We start from the raw sequence: 16,891 nt of genomic DNA on the forward strand, positions 1-16,891 counted from the left end.
TTTTATTAAAATAAGCTAGTCATGTATTCGCTTACCGCACGCTGTTGCATTTCTTGCCAATTATTAAATTTCGTCTCTTTTTTGACAAAATCGTCGATTACTTTGTCATCAATCTTTTCGATCTCTTGGAAGTCCTTCAAGCCAAGTTCTCTTACAAACACATCAATCGTAGCAAAGCTGGTATTCTTTTGCATGAACATTGGACTGAACAAGTCTTGATAAGATACTGCTTGCTGGTCGCCGCGTTCTTCAGCAACCTTCTCTAAATTTTGCTTCAATTTGTCTTTTTCGTTAGTCATAATTTATCCTTCTCTAAAAATGATCTCTATTATGCTACTAAATTATACTGAAAATGTACAAGAATAAGAAATTTTTATTTTAGTTAGATTTCAGTAATTATAATTACAGTAATTACGATTACTCTATTTCTCAAAAGATTGAAAATCATCGCAATCTTTACTTATCAATTTCCCATTATCCGTTATAATGAGAAACGAGAATTATAATACATTAGGGGATCTTACAATGGAGAATCGTTACAAGAGCGTCTTTGACATCATCGGACCTGTCATGGTCGGACCGTCAAGCTCACACACTGCCGGTGCCGTAGCCATTGGCCGTGAAGGAAACCGCTTGTTCGGCGGCGTACCTAAAAAAGTTACTGTTCATTATTATGGCTCTTTTGCGCAAACGCACCGCGGACATGGTACTGACTATGCCATCGCTGCAGGAATCTTGGGCTTTACTACAGAGGATTTGCGTGTGCCGCGAGCACCTGAGATTGCGCGCCAATGCGGAATCGATATTCGCTTTGTTGAAGAAGAAGGCCAAAGCCCCATCGGCCACCCTAACACTGCGATTTTGGACATGTCAGATGGTGAAAAGAATGCCCAATTATCAGGCTGCTCTATCGGTGGCGGTGCCATCGAAGTGCGCGACATCGTCTTACACGGCATCAACATCAAGCCAGCTGGTTCTCTACCAATCGTGATCTTAGTTGATTTTGAGAGAAAACTTAATCACGAGGGATCCTTATCTGACTTTTTGAAACTCAAGGCCCCTTTTAAGGAAAAAAGAATCTACAAGTCGCACGCTTGTTACATCTATGAGTACGATATCCAAAATTACTTCAAACCAGCCTTAACTGGTGAATTACGGAAGAAATATCCTCACATCATTTGTTTATAGATAGGATGAAATCATGTACAACCACATTAAAGAAATTGTCGCCGACTCCGAAAAAACAGGCAAACCTATCTCTGAATTGATCATTGAACAAGAATGCCAAATGTCAGGCTTACCTCGTGAAAAAGTCTGGAACAAAATGAAATACAATCTGGAAACCATGCGCGATGCGGTGAAAAAAGGTCGCAGCGGCAATGGTGTGTTTTCTAGCACTGGCTTAACTGGCGGTGAGGCCGTGAAGATCAAGAAATATATTGAGAAAGGCCACACCCTTTCTGGCGACACGATCATGACTGCCGTACAGAATGCTGTTGCAACTAACGAAGTTAATGCGGCAATGGGTGTCATTTGTGCTACGCCAACAGCGGGTTCATCCGGCACCTTGCCTGGTGTCTTGTTTTTATTAGAAAAACGACTCAACTTAACTGAGGAGCAAATGATTCGCTTCTTGTTCACTGCCGGTGGCTTTGGCATGGTGATCGCCAACAACGCCGAAATCGCTGGTGCTACTGGCGGCTGCCAAGCTGAAGTAGGCTCTGCCTCTGCCATGGGTGCGGCTGCGGCAGTTGAAGCAGCTGGCGGCTCCGCCGAACAAAGTGCACAGGCTTTATCGATTGCAATGTCGAATTTGCTTGGCCTTGTTTGTGACCCTATTGCAGGACTGGTTGAAGTGCCTTGCGTGAAAAGAAATGCGATTGGTGCTGGGAACGCCTTGATTGCGGCAGATATGGCGCTGGCGGGATGCACTAGTGTAATTCCGGCTGACGAATGTATCGATGCCATGAAAAAAGTTGGCCACCAAATGCCAGCATCCCTACGCGAAACAGGAATCGGTGGCTTAGCTGGTACGCCAACCGGACAAGCAATCAAAGCAAAGATTTTTGGTGAGGATGCATAATGAGAGACGGCGAAACAATCAAAAACGACATCATTAACCACCTCGCTCAGGTGATCGACCCTGAATTAAACGTCGACGTGGTTAATTTAGGCTTAATCTATGGTATCGACTTGGACGAAGATGGCATCTGCTTAATCAACATGACTTTGACCACTCCAGCCTGTCCCTTGATCGGCTTTTTAATCGATGCAATCACTAAAGAAGTTAAAAAAGTTGAAGAAGTAAAAAACGTGGACGTAGAATTTGTCTGGTATCCGGTTTGGTCGCCGGACCGTATGAGCGACGCCGCAAAGAAGTATTTTGGTTATGAAAAGAAGGATTAATTAAGGGAGTAGTAATGGATATTTGGTATCAAATCGGGATTTTTGTAGGTTTCTTTTTCGTGGGTCTTGCACTTTACATCTTCAGGGGATGTAGCAAAAGCAGCTACCCTGCCAATTTCACTAACTTCATCTTTTCCATTTCGATCTCAACGGCTGGCGTTTTAATCATTATCGCCAGCCTGGCCGCAATTCAGCCGCACAACTGGTACACCAGTAGTCAATTCTGGAGAATGCTCATTATAGGCTAAACAAAAATGCTTAATACCAACTAGGTACTAAGCATTTTTTATATTCTTTTTATTTAATTAGTGAGTTCGTAAATTGCAATAATAAATTGAACACTTATGCTGTTTGATAGATACGATCCAATTCCTTTTTAAAGATTTCATCTGGGGTATGATATGCTAAGATCTTTCTCGGCAGTGAATTGCACTAGGTTTCAATATTAATGATGTCTTTAAGAGAATAGTTATTGATGTAATCACCTTTAGGTATGAACCTACGAATAAGGCCGTTATGTCTTTCAACAGTGCCTTTATCGCAAGAAGTATATGGATGAGCATAGTAAACAAGCGTTTTAGAGACTTGCTCTAAATTAGCTAAATCCGCGAACTCCGAGCCATTATCAGTAGTGATTGTCTTGAAGATGTCGTTCCAGTGCTCGCTGTATTGTTTTTGAAGCGTTCTAAAAGCATGCATGACACTGGCAGCGGTCTTATCGGGAATCCGCAAGATTAAAAACTCGCGACTCATTCGCTCAGACAAAGTCAGCAGTACTTGATCATCTCTAGTCTTATGTCCTAAAACCAAACTGCGATTGACACATACATCAAGCGACCAGTTATCTTCAGAGAAATGCTTGTTAACATATTCGATAAAATCAGATTTCTTCAAGAAGTCTGATTTGCGGCCACAATGGTGTCGATTAGCCTGATAAACGCTTTGACCGTGATCAGCCTTGTACCGGCTCTGTTTGCCATGATAAAGAGAAACAGTACCGCGTTTGACTTCATAGCTGATGGTAGACGGGGAACAACCAAGTTCACGTGCAATAGCTCTAAGAGAGAAGCCGTCTTTGATACGAGTTTGGATAATAACCCGCTCTTCGAATGATAAGTGTTTACCTTTAATGCGCTGATTCATGGTAGAATATAAAGAGTCCATTTTTGACCTCCAATAGAAGTTTTTGTGGTTATTAACATTCTATCAAACAGGCCCAGATGGGCTTTTATTTTTTACAAAGTGTTCAATTTAATTTTACAATCGGCCTTCGTAAATTGCAATAATAAATTGAACACTTATGCTGTTTGATAGATACGATCCAATTCCTTTTTAAAGATTTCATCTGGGGTATGATATGCTAAGATCTTTCTCGGCAGTGAATTGCACTAGGTTTCAATATTAATGATGTCTTTAAGAGAATAGTTATTGATGTAATCACCTTTAGGTATGAACCTACGAATAAGGCCGTTATGTCTTTCAACAGTGCCTTTATCGCAAGAAGTATATGGATGAGCATAGTAAACAAGCGTTTTAGAGACTTGCTCTAAATTAGCTAAATCCGCGAACTCCGAGCCATTATCAGTAGTGATTGTCTTGAAGATGTCGTTCCAGTGCTCGCTGTATTGTTTTTGAAGCGTTCTAAAAGCATGCATGACACTGGCAGCGGTCTTATCGGGAATCCGCAAGATTAAAAACTCGCGACTCATTCGCTCAGACAAAGTCAGCAGTACTTGATCATCTCTAGTCTTATGTCCTAAAACCAAACTGCGATTGACACATACATCAAGCGACCAGTTATCTTCAGAGAAATGCTTGTTAACATATTCGATAAAATCAGATTTCTTCAAGAAGTCTGATTTGCGGCCACAATGGTGTCGATTAGCCTGATAAACGCTTTGACCGTGATCAGCCTTGTACCGGCTCTGTTTGCCATGATAAAGAGAAACAGTACCGCGTTTGACTTCATAGCTGATGGTAGACGGGGAACAACCAAGTTCACGTGCAATAGCTCTAAGAGAGAAGCCGTCTTTGATACGAGTTTGGATAATAACCCGCTCTTCGAATGATAAGTGTTTACCTTTAATGCGCTGATTCATGGTAGAATATAAAGAGTCCATTTTTGACCTCCAATAGAAGTTTTTGTGGTTATTAACATTCTATCAAACAGGCCCAGATGGGCTTTTATTTTTTACAAAGTGTTCAATTTAATTTTACAATCGGCCTTGATAAAATCAAAGCAGAAGTAGAACAGGTCGAAGAAGTTAAAAATGTAGACGTCGAATTCGTCTGGTACCCTGTTTGGTCACCAAATAAGATGAGCGACGCAGCTAAAAAATACTTTGGCATAGAATAAAGAGAAGTAATTCCAAGTTTGAATTACTTCTCTTTTCATTTTTGATTTACTTTAATAAAATGTCGCTAGGCACAATTCCTTTACCAAAGTATGGTTTAAGTTCAATTTGGTAATCTTTCTTGAAGAAACCTTCAGCAGTCAAACGATTGATTTGTTTATTAGTCCACTTCAATAAAGATTTGTTACCCTTCTTAACAGCAGGTGCAATAAATTGGTGAGGACCAATTGATCTAATTCCTACTACATATTGCGGATTCTTTTTAATCCAGGCATATAAGTAGGAGTTATCATCAGCTAATGCAGCTCCTCGCTTATTTTTCATTGCATTAAATTGCTGGGTTTCTGAATCAAAACGTAAAAGCTTTATTCCAGGACGGTTAGCAAAGTAGTTTTCACCCGTTGATCCTTTCAAAAGAATCAATTGTTTCCCTCGCAATTGCTTTTCACTGGTAATCGGGTGACTCTTAGGTGAAACGACACCAGTTGATACTTTCATGTAAGGATGGGCAAAATCTACTACTTCTGCTCTTTCTGGAGTCTTGGTAAAGTTGGCTAAGACCATATCTACTTTATTAGAATTCAATGCGTCAACCCGGTTATTTCCGTTAAGTTGGGTAAATCGTGGTTTCACACCTAATTCTTTAGCTAATTCTCGTGCAAGTCGCAAATCAAAACCAACCCGTTTGCCTTGAGAGTTAACCCAACCATATGGTGGTAAGTCGCCATAAACACCAATTCGAATATAACCTCGACGCTTAATTTGGGTCACACTATTATTGTTACTCCAACCGCTACCACCAGCAGAACGAGCTAGATATGGTTTAGTTAAACCCATATAAGCTGAAGCTAACACTACGACAGCGGCAATTACACTAATAATAGTGTTGAATATCTTTCGTCCACTCATAGTTTCATCCCCCTAGAAGTCCATATCAGTGAGGAATTGCTGAGCTCTTTCAGATTGTGGTTCAGTAAAGAACTGTTCACAAGGAGTTTTCTCAATAATCCTGCCTTTTTCCAAAAAGAGGACTTGATCAGCGACACGTTTAGCAAAGTTCATTTGGTGAGTAACTAAAATCATTGTCATATGATCATTTTCTGAAAGTTTTTTAACAATATCTTCAATACCACGAACCATTTCAGGGTCAAGAGATGCAGTAATTTCATCAAGTAGAATAACTTCAGGCTTCATAGCTAAAGTACGGACAATTGCCACTCTTTGTTGTTGACCACCAGATAATTCTCGAGGATACGTGTCAGCATATTGATCCATATTTACCCGTTTTAACAAATGATGTGCTTCTTGTTCTACTTCTGCTCGATCCCGTTTTTGGACCTTTGTAGGTGCCAAAAGAATATTTTGCATTACTGTTAGGTTTGGAAAAAGATCATATGATTGAAAAACCATGCCAATCTTTTGTCGAATAGCTTGCCATTCTTTTGGAGAGGACTGGACCTTTTTACCATGAAAGACAATCTCACCATTTTTATAATTTTCCAAACCATTCAGTGTTCTTAAGAGTGTTGATTTACCTGAACCTGAGGGACCCAGAATCGCCAAAACTTCACCCTTTTTCAAATTAAAGCTAATATCGTGAAGTACTTGCCAGTCACCATAAAACTTGTTTAGATGTTCCACTTTTAAAATTTCTTCAGTCATTTTTCTCACCTATTTTTGCTTTGCCATTAAACTCTTTGCCCATACTGATAAAGGATAATCCAGGATAAAGTAAAAGAAGAAAATCAAACCATAAACCCAGAAAACACCTGTTGGGAATTTTTGATTATTTGCTTCAATAATTTGTTGTCCCACATTGATAACATCCATTACACTGATCAACATTAAAATAGAAGTTGTTTTAATTACTCTTGTTGCTAAGTTGATCGTAGCTGGTAACTCTAATTTGAATGCTTGAGGTAACAAAACATACAAGAAAAGCTGCATCTTACTCAAACCCAATGCCAAGCCACTTTCCTTTTGAGCTAATGGCACGGATTGCAAAGCCCCACGAACAATATCGCTGAACTCTGCTGCTACCCAAAGCGAAAAAGCTAAGACTGCCATCCAAGTACCCGGCCAATTAATATGCAAGCTACGAGGCAAAATATAATAAACCAAATAAAGTAAAACTACGCTAGGTAAAATCCTAAAGATCTCCATGTAGACTCTTAAAATGCAACGAATTATTTTATTCGGCATTGTCCGAAGAACACCGAATATAGTTCCAATAAGCAATCCAATGATAATTGACAAAGCAGCAATCCAAATAGAGGTCCATAAACCAACTAATAGCCGATCAAAGTTGCTGCCGCTAAATAAGACATTAATCCCCGAATGCGCCATAACGAACTTTCCTTTCTAGCCAGTTTAAAAGCAAAATTACTGGAATCATAATAATCGCATAGCCGATAACCAACATTAAAAGATATTCGTTAGACCGGTAATACATTCCTATTAGGTCCAATGCGGTATTAGTCAATTCTGGAATCGCAATCACTGTAAAGATAGATGTTTCCTTAATAAGAAAAATCACATTAGCTGCCAAAGCTGGCATACTTAAGGCAAATCCTTGCGGGAACACAACGTATCTTGCTAATTGAAAGCGATTCATTCCTAAAGCTTCGCCAGAATTGATTTGACTATCCGTTACCCCTTGAAAGCCACCGGTGAACCCTTCAGCCATATAGCCTCCCCCAAGGAAAATCAAACCGATAATTCCGGCAGTAATTGATGACATTCGCCAACCAATTACTGGAAATGCATAATACAAAAAGAAAAGTTGAATTAAAAGCGGTGTATTGCGTGCCAATTCGACATAAGCTGTTGCAATCTGACTTAAGATCGGGGTCTTAAAGTATTGCAGCAAACTTGCAATGACTCCAACAATGATTGAGCCAATAATCCCAACCAATGAGAGCCAAACGGTAAGAACGAAGCCATGCCCATATGCTGGCAATGCCTGCTGTATAATGGTCCAGTCCATTTATATACCTCTCATTCATGAAACATCATACTTTAGTGTGAATAATAATAGACTTATTAATATAAGTCAAATTTAACTTTAATTTTTGTTTATTATTCAAAAAAATCATATAATATTTAACAGATTTAAAAAGACTGGGGAAAAGTTGATGTATGTTTTTTACCAAATCGGTATCTCAATAGGGATGATTTTAGTTGCGCTTGCTATCCATATTTTGCGCCAATCTATTAATGAAAGTTCGCAGTTCACCATGGTTAATTACATCTTTGCCTTATCTATTGCCATTGGTGGCATCTTCATCATTGTAGCTAGCTTAGCGGCTATTCAGCCCCAGAACTGGTACACTAGCAGTTCACTTTGGAAAATTTTGATTGCAAATTAAAAACGATTCAGTACCTTGAGTGGTATTGAATCATTTTCTTTTTATTCTATTCGACTATTACCAGTCTCATAATTCAAACGAACACCATCTTTAACGTTAAGAAATTAACTACTTACTAAAGCCTACTTTGTACCAAACACTATTTGCAGCTGCTGGTTTTAACGAGTAGTTCACGATCTTATTATTAACAGCTTGAATCGCATAAGAGTTAGTCATTGGCACAATATAAGCTTCATCATTCATATATTGTTGCCATTTATGAAAAGCTGCTACCCGGTACTTGTGATTGAATGCCTTAGTAGAATCAATTTCATCAAGCAATTTATTGTTTTCCTTGGTAACGAATCTAGAGTCATTCATTGGGTTAGTTTCGCTGTACATCCCTCTTGGTGAAGGCTCTGATGACAATGACCAAGCTGCCATAAACATATCGACATTTTTATCATCGTGGTCCAGTTTGTCGTAGAAGGAATTGAACTCAATTAATCTGCCACCAGTTAAGCTGACATGCAAGCCGATTTTATGCCACTGTTGAATATAATTCTGAATAATCGGCTCTTGCACTGCGGAACCTGTCATTGCGGCCAGGTGAATATTCAAAGGCTTGCCATTAGGTTGAACCCTCCATTTGCCTTTCTTCTTGTAGCCAGCTTTATCCAATAATTGGTTGGCTTTCTTTAAATTGTATGGAAAGCCTTTTGCATTTTTATCGAAGTAATCGCCAAATTGAGCAGGAATCAAAGTTGGCACTCTGAAAGTCAAACCTTGCGTGTATCTCTTTTCAACTTGATTAATATTCATCGCATAAGCGATTGCTTGCCGCAAAGATTTATTATTCATCTTAGAATTCTTGTCCATGACATTCTTGCCATTCTCCCACTTCCCGACTTTGAAGCCTAAGTAACTATATGCAAGAGGGATCTTAGCAATAAAGTTAGTATTCTTAGCGTTCTTAACGGCTTGCCAATCAGAGTTAACTACATCTGCAATATCAAACTTGTGACTCTTAATTGCTTGACTGGCTGATTTAGTCGAAACAACTTGCGCCACAATCTTATTCAACTTTGGTTTGCCTCTCCAATAATATTTATTGGGAACCCAAGTTACTGACTGACCTCTGACAACTTTACTAACTTTATATGGTCCAAAGAATAATGGATCTTTTCTGATTTGATCTGATGAAACTAATTTACTGAAAGGTACATCCTTTAAATGATGATATGGAGCTGCCGTTTCAATAAAATAGTCATTACCAGATTGCAACATCCCTGGCTTCATTGCTAAAAAATGAATGACAATAGTTCTGCCATTTTCACCATCAGGATAAGTTATGCCTGAAATAGTTTTCGCTTTGCCATTGTGATAGGCTTTCATTCCTACGATATTAGCTAGAGAATCTGAGTACCGTAGACTGTTGGTAGCTTTATTGGCAGTCATTTCATATGGATATTCCAAATCCTTAGCAACCACTTGCTTGCCATCGGACCACTTAACTCCTTTCTTAACAGTAATTGTTACTGTCTTGGCTTTCTTGTCTAATTTAAAAGTAGCTGGGCCTTTATTAGTAATCTTATATTGATTATCAGTATCGAACAAAGCCTCATTACCAAATTGCATTACGTCTGAATCCACTTGATCAACTGATAACTGACTATCAAAAATTCCTTTAAAAGGAGTATCAGTTTCAATAGCATAGGTTAAAGTCCCACCCTGTTTTGCTATCTTTTGAGGGGTTTGTTCAGGAAACTTATTCGCAGGCTTGGCTGCATTCTTATTATTTTGACCACATGCAGTTAAACTTAAAGCTGCACCAATAAGTAAACTGGTAGTACTGATAAATTTAATAGCTTTCATAGTCGTTTCTCTTTTCTAAAAAATAAAAAGGCCCACATCCCAATTAAGGAATGTGAACCTTCATAGAATAATTAGTAAATCAATTATCTGAGATTAGGATCGCCGCACACCATAATTTAGGATCACAAATAAACCATCATTTTGGTGGCGGCGTCGTAATTCTACTGTTAATGCGCTTTGTGATTCTAACATGATATGTAGCTCCTTTCTTAAATAAATTTAATATTAAACTAATCTTGCAAATACAGTTTGTCAACAGAAAATTTTATTTTTTAGAATTTAGCTAAACCTAAGGCGTGTTGTGCAGCCAAGTTGAGTAAGCTCCATTGACGATCAAATCCAGGTTGGAAGAAGAAGTCTTGCTCAGCCAAGTCTTCAAGCGTCATCTTGTGACTAATTGCCAAAGCTAAAACGTTGCCTTGTGCAGTAATATCATACTTAGAAAGAACAGCACCACCTAAAATTTGGTGATTGTATGGATTGAAGGTCAAACTTACGTAAACCTTAGGATTGTCTTTTTCAGGAATATAAGCTGGACGCATTGAGTCTTCATAGAAGCTGGTTGCGTATGGAACGTCATTTCTCTTAGCTGAAAATTGGTTCAAACCTGCTGTAGCAAAGTGATAGTCAAAGACGCTCAATGCGGAAGCACCGATGACACCCTTGAAGGCCTTGTCTGGCTTAGCTTCAAATAGGTGATCTACCAAGTATTGTGCTTCGCGGCGGGCAGTTGTTGCCAAAGCAATTGGCATTGGCTTGCCTGCAGGGATTGAAAGTGGCAAGATGGCATCCCCGATTGCATAAACATCCTTAACATTGGTTCTAAGGTATGGGTCAGTCTTAATCCAGCCTCTTTGATCAAGATCAACGGTACCCTTTAACCATGTAGTATTAGGAGTTACACCAGCAGAAACGATGACCAAATCTGCAGGAACTACGCCTTGGTCGGTTTCAACGCCAGAAACTTTGTCCTCACCCTTAAAGCCAGTAATTTTAGCGTTCATCTTAAGATCCATGTGATCCTTAAATACAGGCTCCAAGATATTGGTAAGTTCGGGGTTAAGGTAAGTGCCCAAAGGACGATCGATCATATCCATTAAAGTTACATGCTTGCCGGCTTTAGCAAAGACTTCACTTGCTTCGATACCAATATAGCCGGCACCAATGACTACAACATTCTTGATAGCTGGATCATCTTTGGCAACATTCAACTTGGTTGCCCAGTCGCGACCACGCATTAAGAAGATGTTCTTTAGATCTCTGTTTGGTACTGGCAAGGTCTTAGGAGTTACGCCGGAAGACAAGATCAATTTGTCGTATTCTACTTGGCTTTCTTTGCCGCTAACGACGTCCTTAACGGTTACAGTCTTGTCGTCTGGATGAATAGCAGTTACTTCGTGGTTAGCGTAGACATGGCCGCCTTTAGCTTCAACGTCTTCGGGTGCAAAGTTGCGTACGTCATCTTTAGCAGTTACTTTGCCTTCAAGATAAAGTTGCATTCCGCATGACATGAATGAAATAAAGTCGCCGGCTTCATAAACAGTTACATCAACGTCATCGTATTTATCTAATAATTCGATGGCAGATTCATGACCACCGTGTGAAGCACCAACAATAATTACTTTTCTCTTATCCATATATTTCAAACCTCCTGTTTATTTGGTTAACATCTTCATTATAACCTCTTTCAGGGATTGGTAAAGTTATCCTGCTTGGACAAAAACAGCGAAGTGTCCATAAGCTAACACTTATTATTTAATTTATCCTTATATAGCAGGAAAAAACAAGTATTTTATCAATACCTGCTTTTAAAAAATTTTTATTTATTTTGTTGTGATTTAATCTGTTTTTATTAATTGCTATTTTTCAAGGAGGAGTTTATTGATTAAACGCGACTCAAGGCATCGTCAATTGGCGTGTCACCTTCACGCATCTTGATGATCTTGCGGTTTGTGTTTTTGCACTTCAAAATGTCGACTAAAGTTCTGGCTACATCTTCAGCCGGATTGTAGCCAAACTTTCCTTCATCAACGGTGATCTTGCCAGTGCCAGGCTTGTCGGTCATTACCGTTGGTTGCAAAATTGCGTAATCCAAATCAGTGTTATGAATCAAGTAGTTATCAGCAAATAACTTAGCGATATTGTGTCGGTTAAACCATCGAGGCCCTTAACAGTTCTTCACTTGGTTGGTTCAAGTGAGAACAGTGCGCTAAGCATGACAAAGCGTTTAATGCCATCTTTTTCAGCGGCTTGCATCAACTTAACTGCACCGAATGCATCGACTTGGAGCAAATCTTTAGCACCTGAACCTGCTGTGAAGTAAATTGCCTCCGCACCTTTGATTGCTTTAGTCATCTCTACGACGCTTTCGTGAAGATCAAACTTAACTGGAGTGATGCGATCATTATTTTCTACTATTTCGGGATGACGCGCTCCGGCAATGATTTCATGTCCATCTTGTAATAAATTATGGGTTAAAAGTGTGCCCACACGACCAGTTACACCTGCGATAAGAATTTTCATATTTCATACCACCTATTCATTCATCAGTTCAATTGAAATTATAGGTGACGTAGCTAGGTTAGAAAATTACCGATTCTTGATATGGGTTATACGGGGGATGCATAGTAAAAAGCTGTCGTTGATATTGAACGACAGCTTTTTTCATTTACCAACTATCCTAAATACATTTGTAATAACATTCTTATTGCCCAAACAGCTAAGCCAATAATTAAAGCTAGCACAGCACTTTTATAGTATTTACGTATCTCTTTATTCATTTCTTACCTCTATTATTCTAAGGAGTGTGAGGGATTTAAACCTACTAACTCTCTATTTTATTACTTTTCTTCCTTCTCTTCGGCGTATAAATCAACGGTTGTACTTCTTTTTCAAACTCTTTTCTACTAATCGGCTTAATCAGATCATCATCAACATTGAAGAGCTTGAGCTGACCTTTCACATGAATCGGCTTGATCACATCGGCAAGTTCGATATTCCAATAGTAGAGATCTTCAAGCGGAAAATATTGAATGCTCTTCAAATTCACGACACAAATTGCGTAACCAGGTGCAGAATCTGCCACCTTTTTAGCAGTCGAACACATCAGAAGTGGTCCACGATAGTTTGTTTTTCACGTTCTATATTCAATTTTCTTCTTGTCGGCAATTATATCCATGATGTAATTGCCACGTACCGATAGTGCCTTCATTGCTACCTCCGTATTTTGCTTAGCTAGCACTAAAATTAGTGTTTTATATAAAGCCAACTAAAAAAGAGAACATTGTTCTCTAAATTAAATGTTTAATTATCTTTCTTATCAAAGAAGTCATTATCAATTTCAAACAATTCGTAAGTCTTCTGGACTTGAACTCCAACCTTGTAATCAATCATCAACTTAGTTAAAGTATCACCATCAATCAACTTTATATTAAAAGTCTTAGCTGCCATTTCTGCACCCTTAGTAAACGAAGATGTAGTGATAAACACGCCTCTATCAGCACCTTGCAAATCAAGATCACCATGAAACTGACTGATAGTTTGACGACCTACATTGTTTCCCTCTTCATAGCGTTTTACTTGTATCAAGACTTTGCGCAATCCAAGTGGATCTTGATTAAGAATCCCATCAATTCCGCCATCATTGGTTTTCTGAGTGACCCATGCATCACCATCTGGACCTTTATAGCCCATCTTACTTAAAAGATTAATCATCATCTTTTCGAATCTATCCATAAAATTTGACCTTTTTATTTTTTTAAATAAGTAGTAAGCTGAGCCGAATAAACACCTGTAGTTTCAAATATTATTATTGTACCGGGTTTAATATTTGGAAACCGCTCTTATTATGCTTAAATTTAAAAGCTATTTCTTCCGCTTCTTTTGTTATCAAAGTGGCATGACTTTCACCTTGACTAACATCAATACCAATAATATTCACCTAATCACCCCGTTTTAAATCAATTGAGGCAAATATTTATTTTCAGCTCCATTTCTTGATTATACGATCTCTGAGATCCACACCCTTAATCTAGTTTGATTGAAAATAAACATTTATGGGCCCGTTTGACAGTCGAATTTAATATTCCATTCTGTTGTCGACCTCAACCTCAATCTAAGTATAAGAAAAAAGGTAGATAAAAACATCGTCATGTTTCTATCTACCTTTAATACTTTAGGGTGTTTGACAAAGAGCCAGAAAAATTTTCAATTAAGCATCAATTTCATCAATTTTGATATTGACTACAAATGCATTAGGAAACTTGGTGTCCTTTAAAATATTTTTGGCATAGTCATCATCTTCATGAATTTCAGCAAAGCCTCTAACACGTAATGCCTTGTGAGTTGGGACATCGGCAACTACGATAGCTGCTTCTGAACCATTCTTCAAGTTGGCAAAAGCTTCAGACTTAGTCTTTTCTAAATATTGAACAGTAGTTGCGTCAATGGCCTTAAGTGAACCTTTAGGACCAACTGCTGGCTTACCTTCCTTGTTGACAGTTGCCATGTATGCCAAGTGTTCATTAAAGAACTTTATTTGTTCATCAGTGAGTTTGTTTGTATCTAATTTTTTCATGATTAACTCAGAATCCTTTCTATATCTTTCTTTCTTTCATTATAACACACTTGATAGAAATGTTTACCGATTAGTTTAAAACTTTTTCCTTATGTTCGCGATATGAATAGTAAATCCACGCAACAAGACCGAATGCGACGGGACCAATTGCAGTCCAGAATGAAGTTTGATAATCGCCAGTAAAGAGTGGTTCGATACAAGTAAAGATAATACCGATGGCAACAACTAACCAAACGACAATGGTAGTTGCCCAAACTTTCTTTTTACCTTCGATGAAGACAAATGGACGATCCAAATCCTTCCTGGCCTTGAAGAATGGGAATGCAGCAATCAAGAACAAGTATGGTGCTGATGAAGAAACATTCATCATGTCCATCAATATTGTGTAGAATTGACCAGCAGCGTTACCACCGAATGAAATGAATAAGATGATGATGCTTACGATAATTGCTTGTACCCACATTGAACGTTCAGGCATCCCGTGCTTGTTGAGTTCAACTAACTTCTTTGGCAAAAGACGTGGATCACAGCCTTCGATAAATGACTTGATTGGTGAGTAAACCATCAAGAATGCGGCAGCGATACCTGACAAAACGTCGGCAATTCCGGCAAAGTGTGAGAATGCGGAACCAATTGCGAGGGATTCTGAATGTGACAAGCCCAAGCTCTTACCAGTAACAACACCAATGTTGTTGATCAAAACATATTCTACGTTAGCAAGGTCAACGCCTTTAACACCTAAGTCCTTGTTCCAGTTAACGGCAACACCACACATGAAAATGTTAACTACGTAAAGTGCAGTCATCATTACCATGGCAATAATCAAACCCTTTGGGTAAGTCTTTTCTGGCTTATCAACTGAGTCAATAACACCTGAAGTAGTTTCAAGACCACCGTAAGCAAACAATGCATAAACGGTGAATGAAATAATTGCGATTGGTGATTGGAATGATGGGTTGGGTGAATGAACCAAGTTTTGTGCAGTAACTGGTTCAGCCAATTGTCCATGATTCAAAATGAATACAAATAATGAAACAACCGTAAAGCCGATGGCAATTGCCAAAGTAAAGATACCACCAATATTATTGATCGCCTTTATTTTATCAATTCCCTTAGCGGCACAAAAAGTTACGATTGCTAAGAAGATAACTTCTAAGATACCTAATAACTGGGTTGAAGATAATCCCCATAAGTGCCAGCTTTGGGTTGTGTCATGTCCGAAAACAGCGGTTGAGACTGATACCAAGAAGAACTGAGTAGAAGATACCAGCCAGATAACCCAAGCGGATAGCCAAATAAAAGTTCCGATAAATGCTACTTTTTCATTAGTTGATCCTTCAAGCCATGAGAAGATACCACCTCTGATACCTTTGAAGGCTGCACCATATTCCGCGAAGATCAGTGCGGATGGTAAGAAGAATAAAAAGGCGGTTACGATGTACCAAATGATACTTGAGTATCCCATCTGGTAAAAGGCCGTCAGTGAATTACTAAATCCAAAAATAGAAGAGAAAATCATCAAAACTAGGCTGCCAAGTCTAATTTTGACCTGATTATCTTTCTTCTCCATAAATAAAAAACAACTCCTTTATAAAAACAAACATTACCTATTATGAATCATTGAAGAACATTTTTCAAAAGAGGATTAAAAAAGACACCCCTTTCATGGAGTGTCTTTGAATAATTTACCTCAAAATATACACTAATCTACAACTTCAGCACCCAAACAAGTCTTGAAGTGATTCAATGCCCATTTGTGACCCGTTTGATCAAAACTTGCCACGCCATTTTCATGCACTACTAAATTGTAGCAGCGATTATACGCATCCATAGCAGTATGCAAAACACAAATGTCGGTGCAGACACCAATCAAATGTAAAGTATCAATCTTACGCTCACGCAAAATCAAATCCAATGGAGTGCCGGCAAAAGCTGAATAGCGCATTTTATCCATAAAGATCACATGATCATTATCCTTGTGCTCTTCATACCATTTACCAACCTTGCCGTATAACTTTCTTCCCCAAGTATTTGGCAAATTGTGAGGTGGGAAAAGTTTAGTTTCAGGATGATAAGGATTGCCTTTAAAGTGCAAATCAGTTGGGATAATCACCCACTTGCCTTCTTTTAAAAATTCGTCAGCCAAATTGGTAATTGCATCGTCCAATTCTTGTGCTGGCTTGCCGCAGGTGAGCGCACCCTTGTCATCTACGAAATCGTTGGTGTAATCGATGATTAATAAAGCTTCGTTTGTCATAATTGCTTCCTTTGCAAAATCCAAGTTACGTTTTTATTAATTGTACAAAAAAAGAATCAAACCATCAAAATGATTG

Annotated in this window: 16 protein-coding genes and 6 pseudogenes; 6 read left to right on the plus strand and 16 right to left on the minus strand. The window is 38.6% G+C overall.

Translation table 11 applies throughout. From position 1 onward, the window contains the following. Positions 1–5: 5 nt before the first annotated feature. A complete protein-coding gene (locus tag LA20531_RS02205; RefSeq protein ID WP_013438308.1) occupies positions 6–299 on the minus strand; it encodes a hypothetical protein in 294 nt (97 codons plus the stop codon). 226 nt (positions 300–525) lie between these two features. Here LA20531_RS02205 and LA20531_RS02210 point away from each other — a divergent pair, with 226 nt between their 5' ends. Genes LA20531_RS02210 through LA20531_RS02225 form a run of 4 tightly spaced genes read left to right on the plus strand, consistent with a single transcriptional unit; the run spans position 526 to position 2,654 of the window. Further along, on the plus strand, positions 526–1,188 hold the full coding sequence (locus tag LA20531_RS02210) for a serine dehydratase beta chain (protein ID WP_056940417.1): 663 nt from the start codon (positions 526–528) through the stop codon (positions 1,186–1,188). 13 nt (positions 1,189–1,201) lie between these two features. Next, positions 1,202–2,083, plus strand: coding sequence for an L-serine ammonia-lyase, iron-sulfur-dependent, subunit alpha (gene sdaAA, locus LA20531_RS02215; protein ID WP_056940416.1), 882 nt, complete (start codon positions 1,202–1,204; stop codon positions 2,081–2,083). Continuing rightward, positions 2,083–2,406 (plus strand): metal-sulfur cluster assembly factor, encoded by a 324-nt coding sequence (locus LA20531_RS02220; RefSeq protein WP_056940415.1) that lies wholly within the window; start codon positions 2,083–2,085, stop codon positions 2,404–2,406. Before sdaAA ends, LA20531_RS02220 begins: the two co-directional genes overlap by 1 nt. Positions 2,407–2,420: 14 nt before the next feature. Next, positions 2,421–2,654: a hypothetical protein gene (locus tag LA20531_RS02225; RefSeq protein WP_056940414.1), complete on the plus strand. Its 234-nt coding sequence runs from the start codon at positions 2,421–2,423 to the stop codon at positions 2,652–2,654. Positions 2,655–2,748: 94 nt separating this feature from the next. Here the strand turns inward: LA20531_RS02225 and LA20531_RS02230 are convergent. Continuing rightward, positions 2,749–3,570: pseudogene (locus tag LA20531_RS02230) on the minus strand (IS30 family transposase). Between the two features lie 134 nt (positions 3,571–3,704). Then, positions 3,705–4,526: pseudogene (locus LA20531_RS02235) on the minus strand (IS30 family transposase). A gap of 125 nt (positions 4,527–4,651) precedes the next feature. On the opposite strand from LA20531_RS02235, the pseudogene LA20531_RS02240 reads away from it, so the two are divergent. Next, positions 4,652–4,762, plus strand: a pseudogene (locus tag LA20531_RS02240) (DNA methyltransferase); the annotation flags it as partial. A 46-nt stretch (positions 4,763–4,808) separates the two neighbouring features. Here LA20531_RS02240 and LA20531_RS02245 read toward each other — a convergent pair. The 4 genes from LA20531_RS02245 to LA20531_RS02260 are packed head-to-tail and all read right to left on the minus strand — an operon-like array spanning position 4,809 to position 7,746. Then, positions 4,809–5,669: a transporter substrate-binding domain-containing protein gene (locus LA20531_RS02245; protein WP_013642223.1), complete on the minus strand. Its 861-nt coding sequence runs from the start codon at positions 5,667–5,669 to the stop codon at positions 4,809–4,811. Positions 5,670–5,681: 12 nt separating this feature from the next. Then, on the minus strand, positions 5,682–6,422 hold the full coding sequence (locus LA20531_RS02250; RefSeq protein WP_056940622.1) for an amino acid ABC transporter ATP-binding protein: 741 nt from the start codon (positions 6,420–6,422) through the stop codon (positions 5,682–5,684). Positions 6,423–6,431: 9 nt separating this feature from the next. Beyond that, positions 6,432–7,106 carry an amino acid ABC transporter permease gene (locus LA20531_RS02255; RefSeq protein ID WP_013438314.1) on the minus strand — a complete coding sequence of 225 codons (675 nt, stop codon included), beginning with the start codon at positions 7,104–7,106 and terminating at the stop codon, positions 6,432–6,434. After that, a complete protein-coding gene (locus tag LA20531_RS02260) occupies positions 7,087–7,746 on the minus strand; it encodes an amino acid ABC transporter permease (RefSeq protein WP_013438315.1) in 660 nt (219 codons plus the stop codon). The genes LA20531_RS02255 and LA20531_RS02260 overlap by 20 nt, the downstream gene beginning before the upstream one ends. A gap of 148 nt (positions 7,747–7,894) precedes the next feature. On the opposite strand from LA20531_RS02260, the gene LA20531_RS02265 reads away from it, so the two are divergent. Then, positions 7,895–8,128: a hypothetical protein gene (locus LA20531_RS02265; RefSeq protein ID WP_013438316.1), complete on the plus strand. Its 234-nt coding sequence runs from the start codon at positions 7,895–7,897 to the stop codon at positions 8,126–8,128. A 108-nt stretch (positions 8,129–8,236) separates the two neighbouring features. On the opposite strand, the gene LA20531_RS02270 is transcribed toward LA20531_RS02265, so the two are convergent. The 9 genes and pseudogenes from LA20531_RS02270 to LA20531_RS02310 form a co-directional block, all read right to left on the minus strand. Further along, the gene (locus LA20531_RS02270; protein WP_056940621.1) at positions 8,237–9,982 is read right to left on the minus strand and encodes an oligopeptide ABC transporter substrate-binding protein; all 1,746 of its coding nucleotides are present in this window, start codon (positions 9,980–9,982) and stop codon (positions 8,237–8,239) included. Between the two features lie 272 nt (positions 9,983–10,254). Further along, a complete protein-coding gene (locus LA20531_RS02275) occupies positions 10,255–11,619 on the minus strand; it encodes an FAD-dependent oxidoreductase (RefSeq protein WP_056940620.1) in 1,365 nt (454 codons plus the stop codon). Positions 11,620–11,867: 248 nt separating this feature from the next. Next, positions 11,868–12,505 (minus strand): annotated as a pseudogene (locus tag LA20531_RS02280) (NAD(P)H-binding protein). A 301-nt stretch (positions 12,506–12,806) separates the two neighbouring features. Next, positions 12,807–13,193: pseudogene (locus tag LA20531_RS02285) on the minus strand (ASCH domain-containing protein). Positions 13,194–13,285: 92 nt separating this feature from the next. Further along, positions 13,286–13,717, minus strand: coding sequence for a restriction endonuclease (locus tag LA20531_RS02290; protein ID WP_082589051.1), 432 nt, complete (start codon positions 13,715–13,717; stop codon positions 13,286–13,288). Beyond that, positions 13,716–13,922, minus strand: a pseudogene (locus tag LA20531_RS12040) (IS110 family transposase); the annotation flags it as partial. The gene LA20531_RS02290 and the pseudogene LA20531_RS12040, both read right to left, overlap by 2 nt. 270 nt (positions 13,923–14,192) lie before the next feature. Further along, positions 14,193–14,558, minus strand: a complete 366-nt coding sequence (locus LA20531_RS02300; RefSeq protein WP_056940713.1) for a pyridoxamine 5'-phosphate oxidase family protein — start codon at positions 14,556–14,558, stop codon at positions 14,193–14,195. A gap of 70 nt (positions 14,559–14,628) precedes the next feature. Then, positions 14,629–16,128 (minus strand): glutamate/gamma-aminobutyrate family transporter YjeM, encoded by a 1,500-nt coding sequence (yjeM, locus tag LA20531_RS02305; RefSeq protein ID WP_056940712.1) that lies wholly within the window; start codon positions 16,126–16,128, stop codon positions 14,629–14,631. Positions 16,129–16,260: 132 nt separating this feature from the next. Then, positions 16,261–16,815, minus strand: a complete 555-nt coding sequence (locus tag LA20531_RS02310; RefSeq protein ID WP_056940711.1) for a cysteine hydrolase family protein — start codon at positions 16,813–16,815, stop codon at positions 16,261–16,263. Positions 16,816–16,891: the final 76 nt, after the last annotated feature.

Origin of the sequence: Lactobacillus amylovorus DSM 20531 (assembly GCF_002706375.1) — a bacterium.
Lineage (GTDB): Bacteria > Bacillota > Bacilli > Lactobacillales > Lactobacillaceae > Lactobacillus > Lactobacillus amylovorus.